Source organism: Embleya hyalina, from assembly GCF_003967355.1.
Lineage (GTDB): Bacteria > Actinomycetota > Actinomycetes > Streptomycetales > Streptomycetaceae > Embleya > Embleya hyalina.
In genome coordinates, this window is record NZ_BIFH01000026.1 from 84,501 (window position 1) to 110,595 (window position 26,095).

General features: G+C 71.9%; 33 protein-coding genes. 14 read left to right on the plus strand and 19 right to left on the minus strand.

Going from position 1 to position 26,095, the window contains the following annotated elements; translation table 11 throughout:
- Window positions 1-63: 63 nt before the first annotated feature.
- Window positions 64-579, minus strand: a complete 516-nt coding sequence (locus tag EMA17_RS28055; protein WP_126639925.1) for a GNAT family N-acetyltransferase — start codon at window positions 577-579, stop codon at window positions 64-66.
- A 71-nt stretch (window positions 580-650) separates the two neighbouring features.
- Between EMA17_RS28055 and EMA17_RS28060 the strand changes: the two genes are divergently transcribed.
- Window positions 651-1,217, plus strand: coding sequence for a TetR/AcrR family transcriptional regulator (locus EMA17_RS28060; RefSeq protein ID WP_126639926.1), 567 nt, complete (start codon window positions 651-653; stop codon window positions 1,215-1,217).
- Between the two features lie 303 nt (window positions 1,218-1,520).
- Window positions 1,521-2,057, plus strand: coding sequence for a hypothetical protein (locus tag EMA17_RS28065; protein WP_126639927.1), 537 nt, complete (start codon window positions 1,521-1,523; stop codon window positions 2,055-2,057).
- 268 nt (window positions 2,058-2,325) lie between these two features.
- Here EMA17_RS28065 and EMA17_RS28070 read toward each other — a convergent pair whose 3' ends face one another.
- Window positions 2,326-2,856 carry a flavoprotein gene (locus tag EMA17_RS28070; protein ID WP_126639928.1) on the minus strand — a complete coding sequence of 177 codons (531 nt, stop codon included), beginning with the start codon at window positions 2,854-2,856 and terminating at the stop codon, window positions 2,326-2,328.
- Between the two features lie 220 nt (window positions 2,857-3,076).
- On the opposite strand from EMA17_RS28070, the gene EMA17_RS28075 reads away from it, so the two are divergent.
- Entirely contained in the window at window positions 3,077-3,526 is a 450-nt protein-coding gene (locus EMA17_RS28075) for an RICIN domain-containing protein (protein ID WP_246126942.1), read from the plus strand.
- Between the two features lie 58 nt (window positions 3,527-3,584).
- On the opposite strand, the gene EMA17_RS28080 is transcribed toward EMA17_RS28075, so the two are convergent.
- A complete protein-coding gene (locus EMA17_RS28080; RefSeq protein WP_126639930.1) occupies window positions 3,585-4,097 on the minus strand; it encodes a GtrA domain-containing protein in 513 nt (170 codons plus the stop codon).
- A 219-nt stretch (window positions 4,098-4,316) separates the two neighbouring features.
- Complete coding sequence (locus EMA17_RS28085; protein WP_126639931.1) at window positions 4,317-5,540, minus strand: beta-ketoacyl-[acyl-carrier-protein] synthase family protein; 1,224 nt, start codon at window positions 5,538-5,540, stop codon at window positions 4,317-4,319.
- 421 nt (window positions 5,541-5,961) lie between these two features.
- On the opposite strand from EMA17_RS28085, the gene EMA17_RS28090 reads away from it, so the two are divergent.
- Window positions 5,962-6,801 (plus strand): N-acetylmuramoyl-L-alanine amidase, encoded by an 840-nt coding sequence (locus tag EMA17_RS28090; RefSeq protein WP_126639932.1) that lies wholly within the window; start codon window positions 5,962-5,964, stop codon window positions 6,799-6,801.
- Window positions 6,802-6,882: 81 nt separating this feature from the next.
- Here EMA17_RS28090 and EMA17_RS51990 read toward each other — a convergent pair whose 3' ends face one another.
- From EMA17_RS51990 to EMA17_RS28100, 3 genes are all read right to left on the minus strand, one after another.
- Window positions 6,883-7,056 (minus strand): hypothetical protein, encoded by a 174-nt coding sequence (locus tag EMA17_RS51990; RefSeq protein WP_160161587.1) that lies wholly within the window; start codon window positions 7,054-7,056, stop codon window positions 6,883-6,885.
- 168 nt (window positions 7,057-7,224) lie between these two features.
- Window positions 7,225-7,617, minus strand: coding sequence for a DUF3037 domain-containing protein (locus EMA17_RS28095; RefSeq protein WP_078974045.1), 393 nt, complete (start codon window positions 7,615-7,617; stop codon window positions 7,225-7,227).
- Window positions 7,617-8,450, minus strand: a complete 834-nt coding sequence (locus EMA17_RS28100; RefSeq protein ID WP_170222255.1) for a HipA family kinase — start codon at window positions 8,448-8,450, stop codon at window positions 7,617-7,619. Before EMA17_RS28100 ends, EMA17_RS28095 begins: the two co-directional genes overlap by 1 nt.
- 74 nt (window positions 8,451-8,524) lie before the next feature.
- Between EMA17_RS28100 and EMA17_RS28105 the strand changes: the two genes are divergently transcribed.
- From EMA17_RS28105 to EMA17_RS55455, 4 genes are all read left to right on the plus strand, one after another.
- Window positions 8,525-9,328, plus strand: a complete 804-nt coding sequence (locus tag EMA17_RS28105) for an ATP-grasp domain-containing protein (protein ID WP_126639933.1) — start codon at window positions 8,525-8,527, stop codon at window positions 9,326-9,328.
- 108 nt (window positions 9,329-9,436) lie between these two features.
- Window positions 9,437-9,931, plus strand: a complete 495-nt coding sequence (locus EMA17_RS28110; protein WP_126639934.1) for a MarR family winged helix-turn-helix transcriptional regulator — start codon at window positions 9,437-9,439, stop codon at window positions 9,929-9,931.
- 123 nt (window positions 9,932-10,054) lie between these two features.
- Window positions 10,055-11,038 carry an SDR family oxidoreductase gene (locus tag EMA17_RS28115; protein ID WP_126639935.1) on the plus strand — a complete coding sequence of 328 codons (984 nt, stop codon included), beginning with the start codon at window positions 10,055-10,057 and terminating at the stop codon, window positions 11,036-11,038.
- Window positions 11,039-11,402: 364 nt separating this feature from the next.
- Window positions 11,403-11,531, plus strand: coding sequence for a hypothetical protein (locus EMA17_RS55455; RefSeq protein WP_281290544.1), 129 nt, complete (start codon window positions 11,403-11,405; stop codon window positions 11,529-11,531).
- Window positions 11,532-11,631: 100 nt separating this feature from the next.
- Here EMA17_RS55455 and EMA17_RS28120 read toward each other — a convergent pair whose 3' ends face one another.
- The 3 genes from EMA17_RS28120 to EMA17_RS28130 form a co-directional block, all read right to left on the minus strand.
- Window positions 11,632-11,958, minus strand: coding sequence for a hypothetical protein (locus EMA17_RS28120; protein WP_126639936.1), 327 nt, complete (start codon window positions 11,956-11,958; stop codon window positions 11,632-11,634).
- A 294-nt stretch (window positions 11,959-12,252) separates the two neighbouring features.
- Entirely contained in the window at window positions 12,253-12,759 is a 507-nt protein-coding gene (locus EMA17_RS28125) for a hypothetical protein (protein ID WP_126639937.1), read from the minus strand.
- 95 nt (window positions 12,760-12,854) lie between these two features.
- Entirely contained in the window at window positions 12,855-14,096 is a 1,242-nt protein-coding gene (locus EMA17_RS28130) for a helix-turn-helix domain-containing protein (RefSeq protein ID WP_246126943.1), read from the minus strand.
- Window positions 14,097-14,166: 70 nt separating this feature from the next.
- Here EMA17_RS28130 and EMA17_RS28135 point away from each other — a divergent pair, with 70 nt between their 5' ends.
- The 3 genes from EMA17_RS28135 to EMA17_RS28145 all read left to right on the plus strand — a co-directional run bounded on the left by EMA17_RS28135 (window position 14,167) and on the right by EMA17_RS28145 (window position 15,993).
- On the plus strand, window positions 14,167-14,856 hold the full coding sequence (locus EMA17_RS28135) for an HAD family hydrolase (RefSeq protein WP_126639938.1): 690 nt from the start codon (window positions 14,167-14,169) through the stop codon (window positions 14,854-14,856).
- A gap of 619 nt (window positions 14,857-15,475) precedes the next feature.
- Window positions 15,476-15,748: a hypothetical protein gene (locus EMA17_RS28140; protein ID WP_126639939.1), complete on the plus strand. Its 273-nt coding sequence runs from the start codon at window positions 15,476-15,478 to the stop codon at window positions 15,746-15,748.
- Window positions 15,745-15,993: a hypothetical protein gene (locus EMA17_RS28145; protein ID WP_126639940.1), complete on the plus strand. Its 249-nt coding sequence runs from the start codon at window positions 15,745-15,747 to the stop codon at window positions 15,991-15,993. The genes EMA17_RS28140 and EMA17_RS28145 overlap by 4 nt, the downstream gene beginning before the upstream one ends.
- A 205-nt stretch (window positions 15,994-16,198) precedes the next feature.
- Here EMA17_RS28145 and EMA17_RS28150 read toward each other — a convergent pair whose 3' ends face one another.
- The 4 genes from EMA17_RS28150 to EMA17_RS28165 form a co-directional block, all read right to left on the minus strand.
- Window positions 16,199-16,597 (minus strand): hypothetical protein, encoded by a 399-nt coding sequence (locus EMA17_RS28150; RefSeq protein WP_126639941.1) that lies wholly within the window; start codon window positions 16,595-16,597, stop codon window positions 16,199-16,201.
- A 123-nt stretch (window positions 16,598-16,720) separates the two neighbouring features.
- Complete coding sequence (locus EMA17_RS28155; protein WP_126639942.1) at window positions 16,721-17,023, minus strand: hypothetical protein; 303 nt, start codon at window positions 17,021-17,023, stop codon at window positions 16,721-16,723.
- A 625-nt stretch (window positions 17,024-17,648) separates the two neighbouring features.
- The gene (locus EMA17_RS28160) at window positions 17,649-18,887 is read right to left on the minus strand and encodes a cytochrome P450 (RefSeq protein ID WP_126639943.1); all 1,239 of its coding nucleotides are present in this window, start codon (window positions 18,885-18,887) and stop codon (window positions 17,649-17,651) included.
- 178 nt (window positions 18,888-19,065) lie between these two features.
- Window positions 19,066-19,644 carry a TetR/AcrR family transcriptional regulator gene (locus EMA17_RS28165; RefSeq protein WP_160161588.1) on the minus strand — a complete coding sequence of 193 codons (579 nt, stop codon included), beginning with the start codon at window positions 19,642-19,644 and terminating at the stop codon, window positions 19,066-19,068.
- A gap of 242 nt (window positions 19,645-19,886) precedes the next feature.
- On the opposite strand from EMA17_RS28165, the gene EMA17_RS28170 reads away from it, so the two are divergent.
- Complete coding sequence (locus EMA17_RS28170) at window positions 19,887-20,471, plus strand: hypothetical protein (protein WP_126639945.1); 585 nt, start codon at window positions 19,887-19,889, stop codon at window positions 20,469-20,471.
- Window positions 20,472-20,481: 10 nt separating this feature from the next.
- Here the strand turns inward: EMA17_RS28170 and EMA17_RS28175 are convergent, their stop codons facing one another.
- Both EMA17_RS28175 and EMA17_RS28180 read right to left on the minus strand, forming a co-directional pair.
- The gene (locus tag EMA17_RS28175) at window positions 20,482-20,964 is read right to left on the minus strand and encodes an NUDIX domain-containing protein (RefSeq protein ID WP_126639946.1); all 483 of its coding nucleotides are present in this window, start codon (window positions 20,962-20,964) and stop codon (window positions 20,482-20,484) included.
- 114 nt (window positions 20,965-21,078) lie between these two features.
- Complete coding sequence (locus EMA17_RS28180; protein WP_126639947.1) at window positions 21,079-21,645, minus strand: TetR/AcrR family transcriptional regulator; 567 nt, start codon at window positions 21,643-21,645, stop codon at window positions 21,079-21,081.
- A gap of 180 nt (window positions 21,646-21,825) precedes the next feature.
- On the opposite strand from EMA17_RS28180, the gene EMA17_RS28185 reads away from it, so the two are divergent.
- Window positions 21,826-22,740 (plus strand): TIGR03620 family F420-dependent LLM class oxidoreductase, encoded by a 915-nt coding sequence (locus tag EMA17_RS28185; protein ID WP_126639948.1) that lies wholly within the window; start codon window positions 21,826-21,828, stop codon window positions 22,738-22,740.
- A 31-nt stretch (window positions 22,741-22,771) separates the two neighbouring features.
- Here the strand turns inward: EMA17_RS28185 and EMA17_RS54365 are convergent, their stop codons facing one another.
- The 3 genes from EMA17_RS54365 to EMA17_RS28205 are packed head-to-tail and all read right to left on the minus strand — an operon-like array spanning window position 22,772 to window position 25,190.
- A complete protein-coding gene (locus tag EMA17_RS54365) occupies window positions 22,772-23,974 on the minus strand; it encodes an Ada metal-binding domain-containing protein (protein ID WP_246126944.1) in 1,203 nt (400 codons plus the stop codon).
- Window positions 23,971-24,687, minus strand: a complete 717-nt coding sequence (locus EMA17_RS28200) for a 2OG-Fe(II) oxygenase (RefSeq protein WP_126639949.1) — start codon at window positions 24,685-24,687, stop codon at window positions 23,971-23,973. The genes EMA17_RS54365 and EMA17_RS28200 overlap by 4 nt, the downstream gene beginning before the upstream one ends.
- Window positions 24,684-25,190 (minus strand): methylated-DNA--[protein]-cysteine S-methyltransferase, encoded by a 507-nt coding sequence (locus EMA17_RS28205; RefSeq protein WP_126640110.1) that lies wholly within the window; start codon window positions 25,188-25,190, stop codon window positions 24,684-24,686. Before EMA17_RS28205 ends, EMA17_RS28200 begins: the two co-directional genes overlap by 4 nt.
- Window positions 25,191-25,438: 248 nt before the next feature.
- Between EMA17_RS28205 and EMA17_RS28210 the strand changes: the two genes are divergently transcribed.
- Window positions 25,439-25,990 carry a GNAT family N-acetyltransferase gene (locus EMA17_RS28210; RefSeq protein WP_126639950.1) on the plus strand — a complete coding sequence of 184 codons (552 nt, stop codon included), beginning with the start codon at window positions 25,439-25,441 and terminating at the stop codon, window positions 25,988-25,990.
- The last annotated feature ends 105 nt before the right edge of the window (window positions 25,991-26,095 follow it).

Sequence of the window (26,095 nt, forward strand, 5' to 3'; positions counted from 1 at the left end):
GGGCACGTGGATCCGGCTCGGCCGTGGAGGTCACCTCACCAGGCCGCTCCGACCCCCTACCGCTCACCACTTCAGGTCGAACCGCTGCTCCACGACATCGATCCCCCACGTGCGCGCGGGGCGCTCCTCGGTCGGGGTGAAACCCGCCTGCTCGTACAGGTGTCGGGACGCGCCCAGGCCCGCGATGGTCCACAGGTACACCCCGGCCGCGTCGCGCCGGCGGCCCTCGGCCAGCGCGACGTCGAGCAGCGCGCGGCCCACGCCGTGCCCCCGGGCGACCGGATCCAGGATCACCCAGCGCAGTCGCATCAGGCCGTGCTCCTCACGGGTCAACCCCGCCGCGCCCAGGACCCGCTCGCCGTCGTCGGCCACCCACATCCGCCCGGGCCCGTCGTCCCCCTCCCGGGCCCGCGCCAGCACCAGTTCGGCCATCCCGGCCGCCACCGACGCCTCCATCGTGGCGTCCATGCCGTACTCGCGGCTGTACAGCACCCCGTGCAGCGCGGCGACCGCGCCCAGGTCACCGGGGCGGTCGGCGTCCCGAATCCGCACGACGCGCGGGCCCGATGTCGAGGTCACGATCTCGAAAACCTTCACGAACGCCGCACCGACCCTCCACTGAAACAGTCGTTTCAGTGGAGGATATGCGGATGACCGCCGACGCGAAACCCCCCACCTCCGCCCGCCGCGACGAACTGCTCGCCGCGAGCGTGGCCCATGTCGCCGAACACGGCCTGGCCGAGTTGTCGCTGCGCCCCCTGGCCCGGGCGATCGGCTCCAGCCCGCGCGTGCTGCTCTACCTCTTCGGCTCGAAGGAGGGCCTGATCCGGGAGATCCTGGAGGTCGGCCGCGCCGAACAGTTCGCCCTGGTCACCCGCGCCGACGGCCGCCCCGGAACCGCCCGCGACACCCTCGACCTGCTGTGGACCTGGCTGGTGGCACCGGAACGACGCGGCGCGCTGCGCCTGTTCTTCGACGGCTACGTACGGTCCTTCCAGGGCGACGCCCCCTGGTCCGACTTCGCCGTCGCCTCCGTCGACGAATGGCTCCCCCCGCTCGACCGCGTCCTGGCCGACCACCGCGTCCCACCGACCCTGGTCCTCGCCGTCCTCCGCGGCCTCCTCCTGGACCACCTGGCCGCCACGAACCCGGCCCACGCCGAACGCGTACAGGCCGCCTGGACCGCCTTCCTCGACGAAATTCTCCCGATCCGCTGAGCCGGAACAGCCGTGTTCGAATTGCTTTCACATCGGTATTGACTTCGTTTATCGTCGCCGTTTTACTCGTCGCAGCCGATGCCGGGAGCAGTCGGATCGATCCCGAACTCCGGTAGTGGGCAAGCTAGTTCATCACATTCGAGCGGCACGCGGGAACCGCGCGGAAGACCGCGGTACGTGCGACGCGACGTCTCGAATCCACGCACGGCAGACAGGGGCCGGCGGCACACCGGGTCACCGGTTCCGCCGGTCGATCGAACGCGAATCCGTTCTCGACCCGCGCGCATTCGAAAGGATCGATCCATGTCTCGTCGCATGCTCACCACCGGCGCCGCGGCCGCCCTCGCGGGAGCCCTCGCCACCGTCACGGTCCTGTCCGGCACCGCCCGGGCGGTGCCGCCGGAGTCCCGGGAAATCACCGTGAACTGCCTGGAGTTGAACTACGGCGTCACCTGGTTCTGGAACGGCAACGCCACGATGACCTCGTCCGACCCCGGCACTCCCGGCAAGCAGCGGCTCAAGGTCCGCTTTTACGGCACCAACCCGGTGTACATCCCCATGAACACCATCACCACGACCATACGCATGACGCAGGGCGGCTGGGCGAGTCCCCCGTTGGAATTCACCGGCAAGGTCAACGCGCCGGGCCCGGACCAGGTGTTCGGCCCACTGCCCGCACCCTCGAGGCTCCCCGCTGGCACGTCCCTGATGTTGACGGCCACCGCCGGCACACCGACTGCCACGAACTGGTCGCTGCGCATGCTCACCACCCTCGGCGGGGTCGCCCAGGACATCGCCTGCACCGGCTACCAGCCGAACGGACCCGCCTTCACCTTCTGACCGACCCGCACACCTCCGAGCCGAGGAGGCCGGCACCGGCGCCGAACACACCGCCCGGCCCGGGAGCACCGGACGGCGCCTTCGCACCCTCCGAATCCGAACGCCTGTTCGATGGACGCAGCCGGCGGCCGGGTGGCGGTCAGCCGGTCCGGGCGAGGCCGACGACGCCGACCGGCACGCGCGTGTCGCGGGTGTCGTCCGTGCCGTCGGCGTGGCATCGGGCCCACCGTGATCGGTAGCCGACGAACCCGGGTGGAGCACGCGCCGGTCATGCGCCCGGGTCGAGGGTGGGCAGGCGGCTGATTACCGTTGCCCAGTCGCGTGCTTCGTCGCCGTCGAATGGCGCGCCGTCCTCGTCGAGGACCAGGTCGACACCGCAGGCGCGCAGGGTGTCCAGGCTCCGGGTGGAGGCCGGATGCGCGGCCAGGACGCCCCTGAACCAGGGCACGGCGACCACCGGGATGCCTGCGCCCAGCGCCTCGTTCAGGGTGCCGAGGGCCACGTTGTCGGAGATGCCGAGCGCCCACTTGTTCAGGCTGTTGAACGTCAACGGGCAGGCGAGCAGGGCATCCGGGGCCGGGAACGGCCGTGGGTCGTCGGGGTGGCGCTCGCGGGTGCGTACCGGGCGTCCGGCGAGGGCGGTCGGGTCGTCGAGGCCGGCGCCGAGCCACGCCGCGGCCGTTGGGGTGAGCGTGACGCACGTGTCCCAGCCGTCCTCGCGCAGGAGACGGACCAGGTTCACCAGGTCGCGCACGGGAGGAGCGGCCCCGGCCACGACATACAGCACACGATTCGTCATGCCGGGAGCCTACGAGCGTCTACGCCTTGCTCGGGATCGGGAATGGAGTTCGGCATGCCGGCGCCCGAGCGGGAGGCCACGGGGCCGGATCGCGGCGTGCGCCCGGGCCCTGGGCGTGACGTCGTTCGACCTCGCCGATCCGGCCTGGCGTGGTGGGTGTCGGTGGGGCGTGGGAGGGTGGTTTGTTCAAGATCGTTTGTTTGGCGTCCGGGAGCGCGGCGTGGGTGGAATCGGCGAGGGTGTGTACGTGGTGCGCAATGTGCGCAGTGGGCTCGTGCTCGAGGTCGAGGGGGGCCGAACCGGGGGCGGGGCCCGGGTGGTGCAGGGGGCCGACGACGGTACGACCGCGCAACATTGGCGGGTCTCGGCGGTCCATCCGGGCGGGGCCGTGTATCACCTGGAGCACGTGGTCGCCGGGAAGCGGCTGGACGTGATCGGGGCCTCGGTGGAGAACGGGGCCCACGTACAGCTCTGGCGGGCCAACAACTTCGGCGCGCAGGAGTGGATCCTGGAGGAGCACGCGGAGGAGGCGGGGCGGGTCACGCTGATCAACTACGTCAGCGGGCTGCTGCTCGAGGTCGCCGACGGCAGTACGGAGGCCGGCGGGGCGGTACGCCAGTGGGAGGACACCGACCACCCGTCGCAGTGGTGGACGCTCGAACCACGCTGAGCCGCACCGGCCGCCGAAGCGGCCGAACCACGCCGGGCCGGGCCCAAGCGCCCGCCCCCTACGCCGCGGCCACCACCTGGGCGCGTGCCAGCACGGGCGCGGCCGGGCGGGGCCGGGCGGCGGGGCGGGCGAAGACGAACAGCCGCAGCACCACGAAGCGCCCGATCCCGGCCAGGCCGGAAGCGCCCAGGTAGACGCCCTGTTCGACCAGGACGCCCGCGCCCGGGGCCGCCGCGTGCAGGCCCAGCATCGCGGCCGTGGTGACCAGGTAGGCGGCCAGCGCGCTGAGCGCGGACTGCCCGTGCGCGCGCAGCCCGGCCCGGCCGCCGCCGAAGGTGAACCGGCTGTGCAACTCGGTGGCGGCCACCGTGGAGACCACGGTCACGAACGCGTTGGCGACCGCGATCGGCATGGTGCCGGAGAGTACGACCAGCGCCCCCGAGGAGGCGATCCCGGTGCCGCCGCCGAAGACCACGAAGCGCGCGAACGCGGCGATCGGACCGGACTTCCCGGTCTCGCCGCCGACCGCCTCGCCGCTGGTGTCCGCGCTGCTCTTCCCCGTGGTCTTCATAGGCTTCAGCCTAGAAACGAATGAGGCAAACGAGCTTCCTGATTCGCTCGATGCACGCGGGATTCTCGATAAAAACACAGAACCAAGCCTGGCGGAAGACACAGCCCCGACGCACCGGGTTTTTCGTCGCCGGCGACACGCCCACCGGATGCGCCCCGCCGTCCGAGTGCGCCCCGACCGAAGCCGATCGGAGCGCTCGCTCCCGGGGAGTCGGCGGTGCTAGTTGGCCGACGTGAAGACCAGCGTCGCGTTGTGTCCGCCGAAGCCGAAGGCGTTGGCCACCGCGACGTTGAGCGGGCCGACCCTGGGTTCCTTGGCGACCACGTCCAGGTCGATGTCCGGGTCCTGCGAGTCCAGGTTGATGGTGGCCGGGACGACCCCGTCGCGCAGTGCCGACACCGCCGCGACCGCGGCGATCGCGCCGGCGCCGCCGCACAGGTGGCCGAGCATCGACTTGATCGCGGTGACCGCCGCGTGCGTACCGATCGCCTCGGTGATCGACGAGGCCTCCAGCACGTCGCCGGCCGGGGTCGAGGTCGCGTGCGCCTGGATGTGGTCCACGTCGGCGCCGGTGACGCCCGCCTCGGCCATCGCCAGCCGCAGCGCCCGGACCTGGCCGGGGCCGTACCCCGCGGTGATGTGGTTCGCGTCCGAGGTGACCCCGGCGCCGGCCAGGTACGCGTGCACGAACGCGCCGCGCGCCGACGCGAATTCGGCCCGCTCCAGGACCACGAGCGCGGCCCCCTCGCTCATCACGAAGCCGTTGCGCGAGGCGTCGAACGGACGCGACGCGGTCGCGGGGTCGCCGTCGTGCGTGGACAACGCGCGGGCCTGCGCGAAACCGGCGATGGGCAGCGCGCCTATCGTCGCCTCCGCCCCGCCCGCGACCACGACGTCGGCGCGGCCGAGGCGGATCAGGTCCAGGCCGTAGGCGATCGCCTCGGAGCCCGACGCGCACGCGCTCACGGGGGTGTACGCGCCGGCCCGGGCGCCCAGTTCCATGCTCACCTGCGCGGCCGGCCCGTTGGGCATCAGCATCGGCACGGTGTGCGGGGACACCCGGCGCACCCCGGACTCGGCGAGCAGGTCGTGCTGCGCGAGCATCGTCATGGCGCCGCCCATGCCGGTGCCGACCACGACGGCGAACCGTTCCGGCTCGACCGCCGGCGCGCCCGCGTCGCGCCACGCCTCGCGCGCCGCCACGAGCGCGGCCTGCTGGCACCGGTCCAGCCGCCGGGCCCGGACCCGGTCGAGCACCGTCTCGGGACAGACCTTCATCCGCCCGGCGATCCGCACCGGCAGGTCGGACGCCCAGGAGTCCGTCAGCGGGCCGATGCCCGACTCGCCCGCCAGCAGGGCCGCCCACGTCGAGGGCACATCCCCGCCCAACGGCGTGGTCGCACCCATCCCCGTCACCACCACATCGGTCCTGCCGAGCGACATAGAACGCACCCCAGCTCAGTCGAAGCCTTGTCAAAACGCGACACAGATGACCGACGCGCGATCGCGAGCCGGTCACTTGTCTCGCAACGCTGTCAGGGATACGTCGGCGCCGGGGTATCGACACCGATAAAGAGGACGTCCTAATACTTGTGGAGACTCGACAACCGACCGGTAACCGACCCCGCGCCGCAAAACCCACGAAATGCCCGGATACCGGCTGAAGTCGTACGCGCGCGGCCGGCATCTTCGGCCGGCGTGGGGCACGTATCGAGCCGGCTCCGAGGGCGGATTCCACCGGTGGGCATTATCGACGAATCCGGGACCGGTGACCCGAAATTCCCGAAGATCGACCAAAGTCGGGCGAAGCGTAGTGACCATGGTCATTCGCGACTTTCCCGTAGCCGATCCCAGGGGGACCGTCATGGCCTGGTACTCCGGAGCCACCAAGCGTGAACTGCAACCGGAATCCGATGCCCAGCCCACCATCCGCCCCACCCAGTTGATCCTCCACTCGATCGCCGCGCCGTGGTCCGGGGAGCGGATGTACGAGTACTGGCGCGACTCGACCAACCTGGAGTCGCACTTCGGCTGCGCGTACGACGGCGGCCTGTTCCAGTTCGTCGGCACCGAGACCCGCGCCGACGCCAACGCCTCGGCGAACCGGCGGGCCGACGGCACCGGAGCGGTCAGCTGCGAGAGCGCGAGCAACCTGGAGCACACCGATCCGTGGACCGACGCCCAGATCGCGAGCCTGATCCGGCTGGGGGTCTGGCTGCACCAACGGCACGGCCTGCCGCTGCGGGTGTGCCGCACCTGGGACGACCCGGGCTACGGCCACCACCGCATGTTCGCCAAGTGGTCGCTCGGCGGCACCGCCTGCCCCGGCGACGCGCGGGTGCGGCAGTTCACCGAGCTGGTCTTCCCCGGGATCGTGGCCGCCGCCACGGGTGGCCCACCCGTCGAGATCCCGGCCCAGCGGCCCGCCGTGGACCTGGCCGAACTGGTCGCGGCGGCGCGCTCGGACCCGAAGCGGGCCGGGACGCCCGTCACCTACATGGGGACACGCATGGTCGAGAACGCGCTGGTCGCGGAGGGGTTGCTGGCCGAGGGCCTGGCCGACGGGCACTACGGCACCGCGACCGTGCGGGCGTACGCGGAGTGGCAGCGCAGACTCGGCTACAGCGGCTCCGACGCCGACGGCATCCCGGGTCGCCGCTCGCTGGCCCGGCTCGGCGACAGGCACGGGTTCACGGTGGCGTGAGAGCCAGGCGCGAGCCGCGACGCGCGAGCCGCGAGGCCGCCGGGCCCGGGGCACGCCGCCCTACGCCCCGGATCGGCGTCGCTACACGCCCCGATCGGTGGCCACGAGCAGGCCGGTGACGATCGCCAGGAGCGACCACACCAGCCACGTCCACGCGACCGCTTCGTAGACCGCGCTGTACAGGCCGAGGATGGTCAGCAGCACGAGTGTGCAGACCACCATGCCGCGACTCTGCGGACCGTAGGTACGGATCATCGTCGCCTCCTCCGTCGGAGTCCGGGAACGCACCCGTGCGGGCCACGGTAGCGCAGCGCGTTCGACCACCGACAGATCACGACCCGTCACAAACACGCGGCGTGAGGGGTCACGGCCCGAGGGGGCGCCCGCGGCGACACGTCGTCACGGCACCGGTGGGCGTACCGGTCACAACACCAGGAGATCGAACAGTCGATCCAGGTCCGCCGCCGGATTCGCGGTCAACCCGCCGTGTACCGGGCCGGGTTGCACGATCGTGCTGCGCGGCGCGGTCAGCCAGCGAAAACGTCGGCCGAGCGGCTCCGCCCCCGGCGCGCCGGCCGACTCGCTGCCCGCGCACACCAGCTCCCACGCGGCCAGTACCGCCCGGGCCTGGGTCGGGTCGGCCTCCGGGTCGAGCGCGCACAACCTGGACTGCTCGACGTGCGTACGCGCGCCCAGGAAGTCGAAGGCCTGGCTGTACAGGGCCACCCCGACATTCAGACACTCCCCGCGCTCCACGCGCGGCACCAACCGGATGATCGAGTACTCGAAGAACTCCCGCTGCACGGCCATCGTCATCACTTCAGCCAATCCGGACGGTTCGACGGCTGCGCGGCGCCCTGGCGCGCGGACACCTCGGGCGCGATCTCCGGCAACCACGCGCGCGGGGCGGCGGCGCGGGCCAGCAGGTGCGCGATGTACGCCTCGCGCAGCGCGCCGGGACCGTCCAGGCCGAGCGCGCGTTCCGCCTCGCCCGGTTCCAGCCACTCGTCCGGGACCAGGGCCAGCACCTCGGTCAGCAGCTCGCGGGTGATCCTCGGGGCCAGCTCGGCGTCGGCCTTGAGCAGGCCGGGTCCGCCGAGCGCGGCCAGTACGTGGTCGCTCGCGTCGAACGGGCGCGTGGCGGCGGACGCGGCGGCCTGCCACGCGTGGTGGAACCACAACGAGGCGCCGTGGTCGATCAGCCACAGCCGGCCGTGCCAGACCAGCAGGTTCGGGTTGCGCCAGGAACGGTCCACGTTCGAGGTCAGCGCGTCCAGCCACAACACGCGCGCGGCCAGTTCGGGATCCGGCTCCCAGGTGGCGGGGGTGAAGTCGGCCGAGCCCGGCAGGAAGTCCATTCCGAGGTTCAGCCCGGCGCTGGCCCGCACCAGCTCCTGTACCTCCTGGTCCGGTTCGCCGCGCGCGATCACCGGATCCACCTCGACCCGCACGAGCGCCGGCACCGGCAGCCCGAGCCGACGCGCCAGTTCGCCCACCACGACCTCGGCGACCAGGACCTTGGGCCCCTGCCCGGCACTGCGGAACTTCACGACATACGTACCGAGGTCGTCGGCCTCGACGAGCCCGGGCAACGAACCGCCCTCACGCATGGGCGTGACGTAGCGAATGGCATGGACCAGGGGAAGCATGCCCGAAACAATGCCACGCCCTCGACGCCGAAAAACACTCGCCCCGCCGCACCCGCCCCCGACACCCTGGACCGATGACCCACACCGACCGCGTCCTGGTCCTGTCCCCGCGCAGCACCGACACCGACCGGGCCCTGGCGAGCGCCGCCCACCGCCGCGACCTGCCGGTACGCCGCCTGCACACCTGGCGGGCGCCGGCCGACGCAATGGGCGTGCGGGCGCACCTGTACGCGGGTCCGCTGTTCGCCGACGCGACCGCGCGCGACCTGGACCTGGGCCTGCTGGAGGCACCGGAGGACTGGTTGGCGCGACTGCCGGTCGAGCTGACCCGTCGGGAGATCACCGCGACCACGTTGGCGCACGCGTGGACGCTGCGTCGGCCGATGTTCGTCAAGCCGCCGAACGACAAGTCGTTCCCGGCCCGGGTGTACCGGGACGGCACGCAATTGCCGGGTGGCGACGCGGCGGACCCGGACACCGTGGTGCTGCTCAGCGAGACCGTGGTGTTCCGGGCGGAGTACCGGCTGTTCTGTCTGGACGGGGCGGTGCACGCGGCGTCGCGGTACGCCGTCGACGGCGACCTCGACATCGCGCCGATCGCGGCGTGCCGGCGCGGTCCGGACGCGCTCGCGTTCGGCGCGGAGGTGCTGGCGGCGGCCGGGGCGGACCTGCCGTCGGCGGTCGTGGTGGACGTGGGGAGCACCGACGCGGGCTGGGCGGTCGTCGAGGCCAACGCGGCCTGGGCCTCGGGGGGCTACGCGTGCGAGATCGACCGGGTGCTGGACGTGGTGTTGCGCGCCGGTGGGCCGCGTCGGGAACTCGCGGCACGGGACGCGGCGTTCGTCCGGCACGCCCCCGTGGTGCGGGACCGGGGGTGACGGATCGGAGCCGGCGGGCGACCCGCGAATGGGGACCGTGCGACGGGTCCGGAGACAATGGGTGTACCCGGATCCATCAGGATCCCCGCTCCTCGGGACGTGACACGCGTGAGTTCGCCGGAATCCAGCTCGGCGCCGATCGGCGACCTGTTCATGCGCCTGGCCAAGCGCATCCGGATCCGCGCCGGCCGCGAACTCGCCCCGTTGGGCCTGACCCCCGCCCAGGCACACGCGATGAAGGTGCTCGCGCACGCCGGTGAGCCGCTGCGGATGGCGGACCTCGCCGCGCGCCTGGAGATCGTGCCGCGCTCGGCGACGACGGTGGTGGACGACCTGGCGGCGCGCGGGTTGGTCCGGCGCAGCGCCTCGGCGGTGGATCGGCGGGCGACGTTGGTCGAGCCGACGGAGGAGGGGCGTGCCGAGGTGCGGCGGATCCGGGCGATTCGTCAGGGCGCGGGGGCGGCCGTGTTCGACCGGCTCGGCGAGGCGGACCGGGCCGAGTTGTTGCGGCTGTTGCGCCTGCTGGATCGGGAACTGGCCGAGCAGGAGTCGGTGGACCGGGACGGGACGGGGCATCCGTGTACGCGCGGGTCGGCGAGGTGAGTGGGTGGTGCGGGCGTCCGGGTGACTCGTGTGGGCGTCCGGACGATCCCCGCGGATGCCCGGGTGATTCCGCCGAGAGCAGAGGTCCTTCCCGTGGCGGGCGTACGCGGGCAGAGTCGGATCATGAGAACTTTGATCCTGGGTGGTTCCGAATTCGTCGGCCGGGCCCTGACCGACGCCGCGCTCGCCAAGGGCTGGGACGTCACCGTGTTCAACCGCGGTCGTTATGAACTCCCGCCCGAGGCACGCCCGTTGATCGGCGACCGCACGGTCGAGGGCGGGTTGGCGGCGCTGGCCGACGGTGAATGGGACGTGGTCCTGGACACCTGGAGTGCCGCGCCCAGGGCGGTGCGGGACACGGCCGACCTGCTGGCCGACCGGGTCGGGCGCTATGTGTACATCTCCACGTGCTCGGTGTACGCGAACCCGACGCTCCCCGGGCTGGGCGAGGAGGCGCCGTTGATCGAGGGTTCGCCCGACGACGGCGATGTGGAGTACTCCGTCGCCAAGCGCGGCGCCGAGATCGCGATCGAGCGGGCCTTCGGCGACCGGTACGTGCACGCGCGCGCCGGCCTGATCCTGGGCCCGCGCGAGAACATCGGCCGCCTCCCGTGGTGGCTGAACCGGATCGCCCGAGGCGGCCCGGTGGTCGCGCCCGGCCCGCGCGAGTCCCCGCTGCAGTTCATCGACGCGCGCGACCTGGCCGAGTGGTCGGTGCACGCCGCCGAGGCGGCCCTGAGCGGCCCGTACAACCTGATCTCGCCGACGGGCCACACCACGATGGGCGAACTGCTCGAACTGTGCGTGCGGGTCACCGGCTCCACCGCCGAACTGCGCTGGATCGACCCCGAGGCGATCCTGGCCGCGGATGTCCGGCCGTGGATCGAACTGCCGGTGTGGGTCCCGGCGGGCGAAGACTACGACAGCATCCACCGCCGCGATGTGCGCAAGGCCCTGGCCGCCGGCCTCCGCATCCGCCCGGCGGAGGAGACCGTGGCCGACACCTGGACCTGGCTCCGCGCCCTGGGCGGAGTCGCCCCCCAACGCCCCGACCGTCCGGTGGTCGGCCTCCCCCCGGAAAAGGAAGCCGAACTCCTGAAGCGCTGACCAGGCGAGGCGCCGTCGGCGCAACGCACGACCGACGGCGCCCATCGGGCACACGAGCCCATCCCGCACCCCGAGCCGAAGCGGTCGGGACACGCTCCGGCGCCCACCGCGGTATGCCCGCACCTGTGCGCGCCGGCCACCGGCACCGACAGCGAACCTGTCACCCTTCCGGGCACTCTCGCGAACGTCCGCACGGCCCTCCCCGAAGCCCGGCGTGCCGCGTTCGACGAGGCGGCGACAACGCCCCGCTCGGGCAGATCACCGCCAAGGCCGTCCAGCGGGCCACGCCCCGGAGACCCGTGCGCGCATCCACGCCGACGCCGACGCGGCCCGGGTCCGGCCCGGCGATCCGTCCGGACCGGTCATGCTCGGCGTTGCCGTCGGCACGATCCACCGGGTGGTACGGGTGATCTGCTTCTCGCGGGACGGACGGCTCGCCGTGGTCGAGGAGTTGCTGCGGCCGGCGGATCGGTGGCGGGTGCGGCTCGGGTAGATCCGGAATGTCGTGCTCCACATTCCTGCTCTGTACACACGTGGGTTGCGGAAGATGGATCGGCTGACCAACCACGTACCGTGATCACCGGCCGCGCCGGCTATCGCAGCGTCCCGCCGTCGCGCATCCCCCAAGGCAGCCAGTCGGGCGGGTTGGACAGGCTGGAGTTGCGGCCGATCGCCGCATGCCGGGCGGAGACGACCCGGTCGTTGACGGCGACCTCTGCCCGCAGGATGTCGGAGCGCACGTTCTGGTCGGCCCGCAGCAGGATCGCCGCGATGAGCGCACCGACGGTGCCGTCGGGGATCCTGAACCGCTCGAACTCGTACGCCTCGCCGTCTGCGGTCAGGTAGCGCGAGACGAGGGTCTGATCGTCGGCCCCGCCTGCGACTTCGTAGTCGAGCCATGTGCTGTCGGGTGATGGCACGCCGTCTCCGAGGTGTGGATCGTGATGAGTGGTGGCTGCGGGCTGCGGCGGTCCCTTCCTCGCGCGGCCCCGCGTGGTGCCCCGCCCGGCCGCCGACGCGGTGGCGACGACCGGGCGGGGGCATGGGCCCGGCGGTGGTAGCGGCTCACCGCCGGGCCGGGGTTGCCCGCCGCTCGCCACGGACGCCCACCGACCCGGCGCGGGAACACACCACCGGGTCGACGCCGCATGCGGACCCGCACCCGCACCGGCCGGAAGGCGGCTCGTCAGCCGCCGGAGAGAGGCGAAGCGAGATCATCCGCTTCCGGGCAAGGCGCCGGCAGCGAGCGTGTGTACGGCGACCCCGATGGCCGCGCACAGGTGCGCGGCATCCGTGAGTCGCACCGCGCCGTCGACCATCCGAGGGTGCTCGACCCACCAGGCCATCGGCTGCCAGGGAGCCGGCGGCGGGTCGGGGGTAGGCAGCCACAGGTAGGTTCCCGCGGACAGATACCGCGCCTGGGCAACGGCCGAGAGGCCGGAATCGGCGTTGAGTTCCTTCCATCGATCGCCGCCGTGGGGCGCGGTCAGGAACGAGAGCCTGCCCAAATCGGTACCGACGACAGGGCCGAGGTCGTTCGCGACCTTGAGGAGTGAGCACGCCTCCTTGCCGAGGTCGGCGGCGACGACCACCACGTCGAACAGGGGGCCGACGGAGACGACCCGAACCGCAGGGCCATGCCACCGACTTGCGATCCCGCCGACGCCGGGCGAGGTGCCGACCCGGGCGAACCACTCGGTGACCGGTTCGTCTTCCACCATCGGCTCCCTTCGATCGACTGCCGACGACGGCACGATAGGAGCGATCGACGGGGACCACCCGAGCTGTGGGCTCGGGTAGTCCCGCAGTTCGGCGATCAGTTGGCGAGCGTGCCCATGCGTGCCGCGAGTGCGGCGACCTCGCGCGAATAGGAGGGCCTTGCTCGTTGCCGCAGTCCGCGCACCAGCTCGCGGACCAGGAGGCTGTTGTGGACGTCCTCGGGTGCCACCCGTTCGGCTTCCTTCAGGTGCAGGAGCACCGCCGGATCCTCGCGTCGCTGCTCGTAGCAGCGGGTCAGTTCGAGCAGGTGCGTGGCCCGCCGTTCGACGGAGGGCATCACGTAGGGATCCACGCCGTTGGCGATCCGCAACGCGTCTCCCGTGTCGCCCGCCTCCATCGCGATGGAGACCCGGTGCAGCAGGACGTTCGTCGGTCCGAACACGGTCCACTGCACGTTGCCCTCGCCCGCGACCCGGGCCGCGGGATCGGCGTGCTCACGCAGGACCTTCCGGGCATCCGACCAGCGGCGTCGTCGAGCGAGCGCCACCGCGACGACCAGGTGCAGGGACCCGTACAACGCGGCCCGGTCGGGCTCCGACCGCCATTCGCCCAGCTCGGATGCGGCCCGCCGAGCCACGAGTTCGGCCCCCTCGGGTTCCCCGTCCGAGAGCAGCACGTGCCCGAGGTTCCAGTCGGATGCCGCGATCCGCAGCGGGTCGTCGGCCTCCTGTGCCGAGCGGCGGGCGCGATCCGCGGCGAGCAGCGAGAGGTCCATGCGGCCGGTGCGCTTGCAGTAGGTGCGCAGCAGGGCGTAGAGATCGGCGGCGATCCGGTGTGCATCGCGGCACTGCTTCGTCTCTCCCGGGGGTCTCCAGGACCGCAGGGCGTGATCGATGTCCGTGATCAGCGGCGGCAAAAGCACTCCGGCGTCGGAGAATCGGGTCGGCGACGACTGGTACGTGCGCCACGCGGCCTCGACGCGGTCTCTCAACACCGGCAGGTCGGGCCGCAGAGCGTCCGGCGGCGGACCGAGGCCCATCAACGCCCGCTCCACCGCGTCGAGGCCGGCCCGGACCCGGTCTTCCTGCGCGCGCTGCGGTTCTCCCAGCAGGGCGGAGGTAGGCACCCCCAGCTCCCGCGCCAGGGCGTGGAGTACGGCGATCGTCGGCGTCTTGAGGCCGCGTTCGATCTGTGACAGATAGTCCTCGGCGATACCGACGAGGCCCGCGACGGCGGCCTGGGTCCTGCCGTGTCGTGATCGGTGGAAGCGCACGCGCTCCCCGATGGGAATGTCCGCCGCGTTCCGGCTCATCCGGTCCTCGTCTCGCGCATTCGGCACTGGCCCCACGGTAGGCGGGCAGACCATGAAACGCTGGCCGGACCGCCCGATACACACCCGGAGAGTGACCATGGCGCGCCATCGCCTCGTCCTGTGGGACATCGACCACACCCTCATCGCCACCGGAGGCGTCGGCCGCGAGGTGTTCGCCGACGCGTTCCGCAGGGTGACGGGCGTGACCATGCGCGAGCAGGCGAGCGTACACGGACGCACCGAACAGGTGATCTTCGGCGACACCGCCCGCGTCCACGGCCTCGATCCGGGCGAGTTCGCCTTCCCGGACTTCGCCGATGCCCTGGCCGACGGCTATCGCACCCGAGCCGCCGAGATGCGCGAACGCGGCCACGCCCTCCCCGGTGCGGCGTCCCTCCTTGCCGCCCTGGCCGAGAAGCCCGGCGTCGTGCAGACCGTGGTGAGCGGCAATCCGCGCTCCGTCAGCCGCATCAAGCTGGAGGTGTTCGGACTGGACGGGCTTGTCGACTTCAGCCTCGGGGCTTACGGTGACGACCACATCGACCGACCCGAGCTGGTACGTGCCGCCCGCGAACTTGCCGATGCGCGCTACGGCACCTCGTTCACCGCGGCCGACACCGTGATCATCGGGGACACGCCGGCGGATGTGGACGCCGGCCGTCAGGGCGGCGCCAGGGTCATCGCGGTTGCCACCGGAGCGAGTGACAAGGACGCGCTCGCACACGCGGACCACGTCCTCGACGATCTCTCCGACACGGCACGGATCGTCGAACTCGTGTGCAGGTAAAGCCCGGCGCGTGCCGCTCCCGAGCGCGCCGGCTACCGATCACGATCGAGGCGGTGTTACCCCGGCCGAAGCCGGCACTCCGTGATCGCGGCCTCGAGGTCTACCAGTTCGGCACGCGTGGCGACCGGTTGACGATCCGCAGGCTGTCGGCGGGCGCGTGCCAGCTCCGCATTTCGGCGTTGTGAGGCCGGACGTACACCAAGTTGTCCGAGCCGAAGTTGACCACCATCCCGGGCGGGAACGGGCTGCCCGGCTGGGCGTGCTCGACGTGATCCCCATCTGGGGCGGTCCCTCGTAGGCCATCGCGATGTCTCCCTGGTGAGTGGTGGATGCGGGGCCACAGCGTCACGGATCACGTGCGGCCCCGCGGGTGCCCGCCCGGCCACCGACAGGACGGCGAGGACCGGGCGGGAGTCGGGGGCCGGCCGCCGCTAGAGACAACGACCGGGCGGGGGTCTCGGCAGTGGTGTCCAAGCACCGCCGGGCCGGGGCCTGCTAGGTCGGCCAATAGTCCGGCCGCACAGGGCGCACCGCCCGGCGCGTGCTCCACCCGAGTGCGCCGGCTACCGATCACGCCGCGGGCGGTGCCACCCTGGAGGCCGACACCCGAGGAGACACCATGGCCAGAACCACCGTCGTCCGCGGCGAGCGCATCGAACTCCCGAACACCCTTGCCGAGATTCGGGCCGCCCTCCCCGAGGACCGCCGTGACGAATTCGACAAGGCCATGTACGAAACCCCCCTCGACCAACTCGAACGCCGCGCCCTCATCGACTGGGCGCTCCCGCCCGAAGCCCACGAGGACGACGACGAGGCCTCCCGTCGCATCAAGGCCGGCGACTTCGGCTTCGCCCAGTGGACCGACAGCGACGGACACGTGGTACCCCGATGAGCCGCTACTACGTCCAGTACTCCGACGAGGCCGAGGATGGCCTCAAACCACTCTCGGCCGGGCGGATCCGCGCCTTCAAGTCGACGGTCGAGTCGACCATCGGCAACGACCCCTACGGGCACGGCTCCACCCAGGTCGGCTCCGATCGCGACCGCCGCGACGCCACGATCACCGGAGTGGTGATCCGCTACGACGTCAGCGGCTCGGTCCTGGTCGTCTCCGTCACCCGCGCCATCGCCTGGTAGCGCATCACCCGGACGCCGGCCGCGCCCACCACCGCGGTATCGGACCCGGCGGGTACTGCCGCACAGATGCACGACAGCACCCCACGCTGGCTGGGGCGCCGAGTGGCAGCGGCTCCTTCTACTACCAGGGCAGCATCGGCTGACTCCGGACGCACGAAAGCCCCCGCCGCCCGAAGGCAACAGCGAGGGCTTCAACGATCGCTGCTCAGGAATCGCACAACCGTCGAATGCGGGCGAGCTTTTGCTCGGCAGTCATGCCCACCTCGTCCACGACCAGCCGATCGTAGACATCCCGGATCGCGCTGTCCTCGTACTGCGTCGGGTCGGCGGCGATCTCCATGGCCTGGGCGAATCCGGAACCCTCGGCGATGTCGTAGAGCCAGATGGTCTGCTCCTGGCGCGGCTCGTCGTTGATCCGCGGATCAAGGATCCACAGCGGGATGGACCCAATTTGCTCTGCCTGTAGGGCCTCCGCCAGTGCTACGAGTACCCACTTCCCCAGCTTCCCGTAGCCGAGCTCTTCGCGCATTTCCCTTAGCGACACCTTCAAGAGCCCGTCTGCGGCTCGGCATCGGTTGGCCAGGTCAGCCAGGTTCTCAGACATGCGGATCCCCATCCCGTTCCCAGCGGCTGTATGGGAATATCTTGCCACAGGTCACCTGTCGTATGGCACATTGGCTCTCCTGTAATATCTGAGAAATAATATCTGGAGTTACGCGGGAAATAATCACACTCCGGTTCGGTTGTACTCCTCCACCAGGGCAGGCGGCGACGGCGGCTGGAAGTCGCGCCGCGGCAAGGTCAAGCCGAAGAGAAGGCCAAGACGATCTTCGCGACGCCGAACCAGGTCACTGAACTCGCACAGCGCAGCCATGCGTTGCGAGGCGAGATGGGCGAGATGATCATCCTCACGCTCGCGTACACCGGCATGCGCCTCGGCGAGTTGTACGGGCTCCTGCGAACGGACTGCAACCTCCTGGGCAAGGAGTACGAACGGTCCCTCACCGTGGCGCGTCAATTTCAGTTTCAAGGGGAGCGCGGACCCTGCCGATTCCCAAGTACGACTCGGGTGGACGCATCGAGTTGCCGCCGTTCCTGGCCGACCGCTTGTCCGCGCTGCTGGCCACGCACAGTTCCAGGTTCGTCTTCACCGCACCCGAAGGCGGGCAGCTCCTGACCGGCAGTAGCTTCTACGACAGCTTCTGGCATCCCGCCACGCGAGGGCGTCCGCGGCGGCTGGCGTCGCGCGGGCATCGCGCGCTGCCCGCCCTGCCCTGCGTCACGGGCTTGGAGGGCATGGTCCCCACGGTCTACAACACGGCCAGGCGGTCTGGCTGGGCGAGGCGGAGCATCCGGATGTCGCGATCGAGGAGCGTCCGGGGCACGAGACGAGGACGGTCAAAGAGACCTACCGGCACGCGACCCCATCGATCGAGCGCGCGATCGCCGAAGCTCTCCAGTTGGTATGAGGCGGCAACCCCGGCACGTGAGGCGTCACGCAGTGTGAGCTGACAGGTCGTACCCCAATCGTGCCCCAATCGGTGGCGCCGGAGCGTGTGAAGGCGCCGCCCGCTGCTCCCGGGAGCGGGCGGCGCCTGTCGTGTTCGGCCAGGTCGGAGGGTGTTTCCCGAGGGCCTGGGCCGAGACCTCGTGGGCTACTTGCCCGTGTAGTCGACCTGGAGTTCCTTGATGCCGTTGATCCACGCGTGGCGAAGGCGCCTCGGGTCGGCGGCCTTCGTGATGTCGGGCATCGCGTCGGCGATGGCGTTGAACATCAGGTTGATCTCCATGCGCGCGAGCGAGGCGCCGAGGCAGAAGTGCGGGCCGCCGCCGCCGAAGCCCAGGTGCGGGTTGGGGCTGCGGGTGATGTCGAACTTCGTCGGGTTCTCGAACACGTCCGCGTCGAAGTTGGCCGAGCTGTAGAAGATGCCGACCCGCTGGCCCGCCTTGATCTCCTGGCCGCCGAGCACGGTGTCCTGGGTGGCGGTGCGCTGGAAGGACATCACCGGCGAGGAGTAGCGCACGATCTCGTCCGCCGTGGTCTCCGGCCGCTCCGCCTTGTACAGCTCCCACTGGTCGGGGTTGTCGAAGAACGCCAGCATCCCGTGCGTGATCGCGTTGCGCGTGGTCTCGTTGCCGGCCACGGCCAACAGCAGGACGAAGAAGCCGAATTCGTCGGAGGACAGGCTGCCGTCGGATTCGGCGGTGATCAGCCGGGTGACGATGTCCTGCGCCGGGCACGCCTTGCGCTCCTCGGCCATGCCCATCGAGTACAGCATCAGTTCGGCGGCGGCCTGCGCGCCCGCCTCCTGCGTCTCCGCGTACTCGGGGTCGTCGTAGCCGAGCATCTTGTTCGACCACTCGAAGATCTTCCGGCGGTCCTCCTGCGGTACGCCGATCAGCTCCGCGATCGCCTGCAGGGGCAGTTCGCAGGCGACCTCGGTGACGAAGTCGCCCGAGCCCTTGGCCTTGGCGTCGGCCACGATCTGCGCGGCGCGTTCGGTCAGCGCCGCCTGGAGGGCGTTGATCGCGCGGGGCGTGAAGCCACGCTGGACGATGCTGCGCAGCCGGGTGTGCTCCGGCGGGTCGATGTTGATCATGATGAGCTTCTGCGCATCGATGTTGGACATGTCCATGCCCTCGGCGAAGCGGATGATCGCCGTGTTCTTGTTCGTCGAGTAGATCTCCGGCTTGGTGGAGACCTCCTTGACGTCCGCGTGCCGGGTGACCAGCCAATAGCCGTCGTCGCCGAAGTTGGACACCTCGGGCGTCTGCGGGACCCACACCACCGGGGACGTCTTGCGCAGCAGCGCGAACTCGTCGAGCGGGATGCGCGTGGTGTACAGGTCGGGGTCGGTGGGGTCGAAGCCGTGGTCGAGGACCGGACACGTCATGGTGGAACTCCCGTTGCCGGAGGGTGTGCGAGGTCGCCGCGGGATCCGGCCGGGGACGGGTGCCGAACGTCGCGGTGGTGCGGTGGTGCGGGGTGTGGTGGTGCGGTGGTGCGGTGGGCTGCCGTGCTGGTGTCGGGCCCGCGGAGGGTTTGCGGGGCGGGGCGGTGCGCGTGCTCGGTCAGACCCCGGCGACCGTGCCCGGCGCCCTGCGGCGCGGGCCCAGGAGCTTGCGGACCACACCGCGCAGGATGCGACCCAGCTCGTCGTCGGGCAGTTCGGGGAAGGCGGCGACGGCGGAGTAGATGCCACCCATCGCCACCGCCGTCGACACGCGGTATTCGATCGAGTCGTCGACGTCGTCGAGGACTTCGCGCACCCGCGCGGTGATCGAGGCGAGTCGGGGCTGAATGGCGGGGTGGCGGCCTATCGCGACGTCCCGGTCGAGGATGACGGCGAGGGTGCGGTACCGGATGAGGAAGTCGACGTAGCCCTCGAACAGCAGGCGTTGGCGAGCGGTGGTGCCGCGCCTGCTCTCGGCGACCTCCAACACCCGGTCCAGATCGTTCAGGGCCGGGCGCAGCAGGGCGTCGAGCAGTTCGTCCTTGGTCCGGAAGTGGTAGTACAGGGCCGCCTTGGTCACCCCGACACGGTCGGCGATGGCCTGCAGCGAGGTGCCGGCGAAGCCGTGTTCGCCGAACAGCTCCTCTGCCGCCAGGAGCACCCGGTCGTAGGTGTCCTCCGGTGCCGGAATCGCCACGGGTCCCCCTTCCTGTTGGCCATGAACATACGTCGACCTTTGCCAATCGACAAGGCTGATGGACCGTCAATTTTCATCCCGGTACGGTTGTTCCCAAGGAATCCGGCTTGCCGCTCGGCCAGGAGCGGACCCGGACGGGCTGACGGTCGGGCCGGGCCGATGATCACGCCTCGACCGCACCCCGATCACACCGGCCCACCCGAATCGCCCCGCCGCGCGCGAGGCGCCGGTAGGTTGCCGCCATGAGCGACTTCGAGGCCCGCATCGAGGCCGAGCGGCAGCGATCGGCCGGCCCCACCTCGGCCGCACGTCGACCCGCCGACCGGACCTCGATCGCCGAGCGCGTCGAGGCGCTGCTGGCCGCGACGGCGGCGGAGTTCGACCGCCGGGGCATCGCGGCACTACCCGTACTCGGCTACCCGCCGCCCGGAATGCGGTCGCGACTCACCGGCCGCCGGCCGACCGTCGTGGCCCACCGCCGACCGGTCCTGGACCTGTTCTCGCTCGACCACGCGGGTCGTCCGTTCCTGGAGCACGACCCGTTCCCGGCGCGGCGGATCTGGCTGAGCACGTCGCATCCGGGCCGGGCCAGGACCCTGGAGGCGGCCGTACTGCGCGCCGGTCTGACCCCGGACACCCTGATCCTCGGCGAGGGCCCGCCCATCCCCCTCGACCCGGAGGAGGCCGCCCGCGACGGCCGACCGGGCGTGCGCTTCGACATCGCGGCCGACGGCTCCCTGCTGGTGTACCCGGCGGCGGACGCCCCGCCGATCCCGCTCGTCGAAGCGCTGACGGCTGCCGTGACGGGCGGCGGCACGCACCGCTAGCGCGCCCGGTTCACTCCACGCCCTCCACGTACATCCCCCCGCCACCCGCCCGCGCCCGCAGCGCCGCCCGCAGTCGCGCGGCCCGTTCCGCCGGCATCGCCGCCGCGCCCTGATCCGGCGTCAGCAGGTGCCACGCCCGCAACTCGTCGGCCTGGAGCCGGATTTCCCCGATCCGCTCGGCCGTCAACACGCCCCCGTCGAACAGCCAGCGCACACCGCCGCGATGCTCGCCCGTCGGCGCCACCCACTGCGCCACGAGCAGGTTCGGCGCACCGTCGAGCACGATCCCCAACTCCTCCCGCACCTCCCGGACGCAGCCCTCCCACGGCGACTCCCCCGGCTCCAGGATCCCGCCGGGAAACTCCAGCCCGGGTTTGTAGTCCGGCTCGACGAGCAGCACCCGCCCCTCGGCATCGAAGAACAGCGCCCCCGCGGCGCCGGTGATCCGCACGTCCGCCGCGTCTTCCGCACGCCCATTCGCCTGGTTGTCCATGCCCCGCAGTCTGGTCGAGCCGACCGCGCGCACTCCGAGCGGGGCGCGTCCCCGCCGCGCGCCTCTGCCGCGCGCTCCGGCACGTGTTCACCCCATCTCCGGGGCGGCGCGTGCTCAGTCGCGCGTCGCCAGCCCGAAGACCACCACGTCGAGCAGCCGGGGCAACCGCTCCGGATCGTCCACTTCACGCTGCTCGTGCGCCCACGCGATCCCGTGCGCGAGGGTGAACAACCCGTCCGTGTCGATGTCGGCGCGCACCTCCCCCGCCGCCTGCGCGCGGGTGAGCAGGTCGGCGCCGGCCTCGCGCATCGCATGACAGGAGGCGTACAGCTCCGAGGTCTCGTCGGCGAGCGTGGCCATCAGCGTCGCGCTCATCCCCCGGAACGTACCGGCCCCCTCGATCAGCAACCGCAACCACGTGGCCAGCGCGTCCCGCGCGCCGTCGGCGTCGCGCAACGCCTCGGCCCGCGCGGTGAGGCCGTCGTACCGATCCCGCACCACCGCCTCGACCAGCGCGTCGCGGGTCGGGAAATGCCGGTACAGCGTCCCGATCCCGACCCCGGCCCGCCGGGCCAACTCCTCGAGCGACGCGTCGACGCCCCGCTCACCGAACATCACCCGGGCCTCGGCGAGCAGCCGCTCGTAGTTGCGCCGCGCATCGGCGCGCATCGGCCGGCTCATCGGCACTCCCTCTCGAACGACACCACGATTGTCAAACGGAGCCTGCCTCCATATGGTGGAAGAGGCAAACCGGAGGACCCCTCCGGTATGTCGGGCGCAGCCGTGCCCGGCAGGCGGAGCCGTGCCCACGGGACGCCGCCGGCCCCACCCGCACACCCCGACGAACCGAAACGGAACCCGATGACGCACGACAAGACCGCCCTCGGGCGACTCGGCCTGTGGACCTTCGCGTTCGACGGTCGACCCGCCGGCGAGGTACGCGACGCGGCCGCCGAGATCGAGGCCCTCGGCTACGGCGGCCTGTGGATCGGCGAGGGCATCGGCCGCGAGGCCACGACCCATGCCCAACTCCTGCTGTCGGCGACGCACACGCTCCCGGTCGCCACCGGCATCGCGATCATGTCCGAGCGCACCCCGCGCCTGATGGCCGCCGCCGAGGCCACGCTCAACGAGGCGTATCCGGGCCGCTTCGTGCTGGGCCTGGGCGGCCACCGCGCCGCCGGGCAGGCGGACATCCCCGGCATGCCCAAGGCGAACACCGCCCCCGCCGTCGCGGGCGTCGGCGCGTACCTCGACGAGATGGACGCCGCCGTACTCGTCGGCGACCCGCCCGAGCGCCCCACCCGCCGTGTGCTCGCCGCCCTCGGGCCCGGGATGCTCGCCCTCGCCGGCCGCCGGACCTGGGGCGCGCACACCTACCTGGTGACGGTGGACCACACCGCGCTCGCCCGGGAGACGATGGGCCCGGACCCGTACCTGTCCGTGGCGCTGACCGTGATCCTCTCGCCGACCGCCGACCGGACCCCGGCCCTGGAGGTGGCGCGCGGCTTCGTGGCCGGCTATCGGGCCGCCCGGCACCAGGTGAACAACCTCCGCCGACTCGGCTTCAGCCGGGCCGAAATCGACGGCGAGGGCACTCGCCTGGTCGACTCCCTGTTCGCGATCGGCGACACCGAGGCCGTCGCGAAGCGCGTCCGCGAACACCTCGACGCGGGCGCCGACCACGTCTGCCTCCAGGTCCTCACCCCGGACCAGGGCCGCGTCCCGCTCGACGAATGGCGCGAACTGGCCGCGTTGGTTCCGGAGTTCACCTGATCAGGACATCCAGGCGCGGGACGGCACACGCCTACCGAGGGGCGTAGACCACGTGCTCGAAGGGCCACCGGGCGGCGAGCCACGCGGACACCTCGTGGTGGAGCGGAGCATCGAGGTCGGCCCGGTCGGCCCGCACCCACGAGCGCACGTCGGTGATCGACGGGTCGTCCCGGTCGGGGTAGATGTAGACGCACCCGACGACGTCCTCGACGCCCTCGGCGCTCCCGACGCCCTCGACACCTCGGGCGTCCCCGACCTCCCCGACCTCCCCGACCTCCCCGACCTCCCCGACAGCGAGCACCGTATAGGTGAAGCCCACCCGCCGAGTGAAGTCGTCCGCGTGTTCGACCAGGTCGCGCAGGTTGTCCGCCGAGGCCATGCCCTCCGGCGGCGGCCAGTGGCGGCCCGCGAAACCCGGTGTGGCGCGGATGTGGTCGATGCTCGACGTCCACGCGGCGAGGTCGGCCTCGTTGTGCCGGGCCGCCAGGGGCTCCAAGCGAAAGGACGGTGTGCTCGGCGGCGAGGGGATGACGAAGTCGTCGGGGACGAAGGTGCGCTCGGCCATGATCGGAGCGTACGACAGGAAGCCGGCCGTCGGGTCCCACTCCTCTCCCGCGTCCCCGATCGCGTCCGCCAACGCCCCGAACCCATACGTGCGTTCCGGATCCCAATCGGTACTGCGCAACAACCGCTCCCGCATCCCCGCCCACCCCCGTGCCGCGCCCGCCACCACCCAGGCGTCCGGCGCCTGGGCGGTCAGCCGCAGCGCCGGGCGCAACCACGAGGCGGCCTGCTCGGGCCAGGAGACGACGCTCACCACCTCGCCCGGCCAGGCCGCCGCGAGCGCGTGCGCGGCGGCGGTGGACGCGCGGTCCCGGCCGTGTCCGATCGCCAGCGTGCGCCGACCGGTCAACTTCCGGAGCAGGTCCGCCAGTTCCGCCTCGGTGTGCGGCGCGGGCGGGCAGCCCTTCCAGCGGGCGTACTCGGCCGGCAGGCACACCGCGCAGGGCCGGAACCCCGCCGCCACCGCGTCCGCCTCGGTCGCGAAGAAGACCCGGCTCGCCACGTAGCCCCCGCGCGCGATCGCCCGCAACGCGCTGCGGCAGTCCAGCCGCCCGTACAGCCGGCCGTTCGTGGTCCCGCCCAGGGTGCCGGGGGTCGCACTGCGGCGGGGCCGCCCGTCCGGCCCGATCAGCGTGTATCCGTCACCCGCGCCGCCGTTCACGTCGCTCACGCCGCGTCGTGGAAGACGAGGCCCAGGGTGCGGCGCCGGCCGGAGTGGACCGTGCTGACCCCGTGCCGGATCGGGGCGGCCGACCAGCCCCGGGCCGAGCGGATCGGCCGGTCCCGGGTGGTGAAGACCAGCCCGTGCCCCTGCGGCAGGCTGATCGCGGTCCCGCGCGACTGCGCCCGGAACCGCTGTTCGGCCAGCAGGAATTCGCCGCCCGTGTAGTCGACGCCGGGCGCGTCGAGGCCGATCACCACCTGCAGCGGGAAGACCAGGTCGCCGTACAGGTCGCGGTGCAACGCGTTCCAGTCCCCCGGCCCGTAGCGCAGCAGGATCGGCGTCGGCCGGGTCTGGCCCGCCGCATGACACATCGTCAGCCACTCGTCCAGGGTGTCCGGCCAGGGCGCGGGCCGGCCCAGCCGCTCCGCCCACGCGCGGGCGATCGGCAGCAGGTGCGGGTAGCAGGACGCGCGCAGTGCCGCGATCGGCTCCGGGACGGGTGCGGCGAAGTAGCGGTACTGCCCGGCCCCGAACCGGTGTCGGGCCATGTCGATCGTGGCCCGGAACAGTTCGGGTCGGTCGTACAGGTCCGCGATCTCGCGGCAGGCGTCCGGGTCCAGGATCCGGTGGGTCAGCGCGTGGCCGTGCTCGTCGAGGCGCGCGGCGAGGTCGGTGCCGGTCACCGGTTCGGCGGCGAAGAGGGTGTCCACGGCGTTCACCCCAGCCGCGCGGGCAGCGCGCCCTCGTGGTCGAGCAGGTACTCCTTGCGGTCGAGCCCGCCGGCGTAGCCGCGCAGCGCGCCGTCCGCGCCGATCACCCGGTGGCACGGGCGGATCAGCAGCAGCGGGTTGGCGCCGATCGCGGTCCCCACCGCGCGCACGCCCGCCCGCGAGATGCCCACGTGTCGGGCGATCTCGCCGTACGTGGTCGTGGTGCCGTACGGGATCTCGTCGACCGCGGCCCAGACCCGCTCCTGGAAGGCCGAGCCGCGCGGGGCCGTCGGGAGGTCGAAGTCGCGCAGTTCGCCGGCGAAGTAGGCGCCGAGTTGGCGCACCGGCTCGGCGAACACGGTCGCGTCGGCACGCGAGTCGGCGGGCACCCCGGCCCCGCCCTTCTGGCCGGGTACGGACAGCGAGGACAGCGCGACCGTGCCGTCGGGGCGCTCCTCGCCGATCAGCAGCAGCTCGCCGAGCGGGCTGTCGAGGGTGGTGTGGACGGTCATCATGGCACCTTTCGCCAAGACCGCGGCGCGGGCCGCGAGTACCGATCCCGATGCGACACCGGGGCTTTCACCACCCACTGTGCGCGATCCGCGGCGCATCGTCCGGCGGGAATCGGACATGGCGTCGAGGGCCGACGGGACATCGTGCGCGGGCCCGGTCGGGCGGCGCGTGGCGACCCGATCGGGCGGCGTGCGAAAGCCCGCGAATACGTTCCCCGACCCGCCGTCGGATCATGCACGATGGTTCGATGATCGAAACCGACCGGCTTTTGCTCCGCCGCTGGCACGACGACGACCTGCCCGCCCTCACCGCGATGCACGCCGACCCCGAGGTGATGCGCTACGTCGGCGACGGGCTGCCGCGTACGCCCGAAGAGAGCGCCGCGGCCCTGTCCGGCTACGAACGCGACTGGGAGGCACGCGGGTTCGGCCTGTTCGCGATCGAACTGCGCACACCCGACCCGGGCCCGGTCGGCACGGTCGTCGGCTGGGCCGGCCTGGCCGTACCGGAGTTCCTGCCGGAGATCCTGCCCGCCGTCGAGATCGGCTGGCGGCTGGCCCGGCCGTACTGGGGTCACGGCATCGCCACCGAGGCCGCCGTCGAGGTGCTGCGCTTCGCGTTCGAGTACGCCCGCGTCCCGCGCCTGGTGAGCGTATGCCACGTCGACAACGCCGCCTCGGCCAACGTCATGACGAAACTCGGCATGACCGAGGAGCGCCGCACCGTGGTCCCGGGCCGCGACAAACCGGTCGTGGTCACCGAACTCTCCCGGGGTCGCTACCTCCGCGGCCGGGCCTGACCGCCCACCGCGTGCCGCTCGCATCCTCCCGCGCGTCGATGCTCTACTGATGCGCGGCTCCGGCCGCCCCCCGGTCCGGTCCGATCCGATACGAGTGCGCACAAC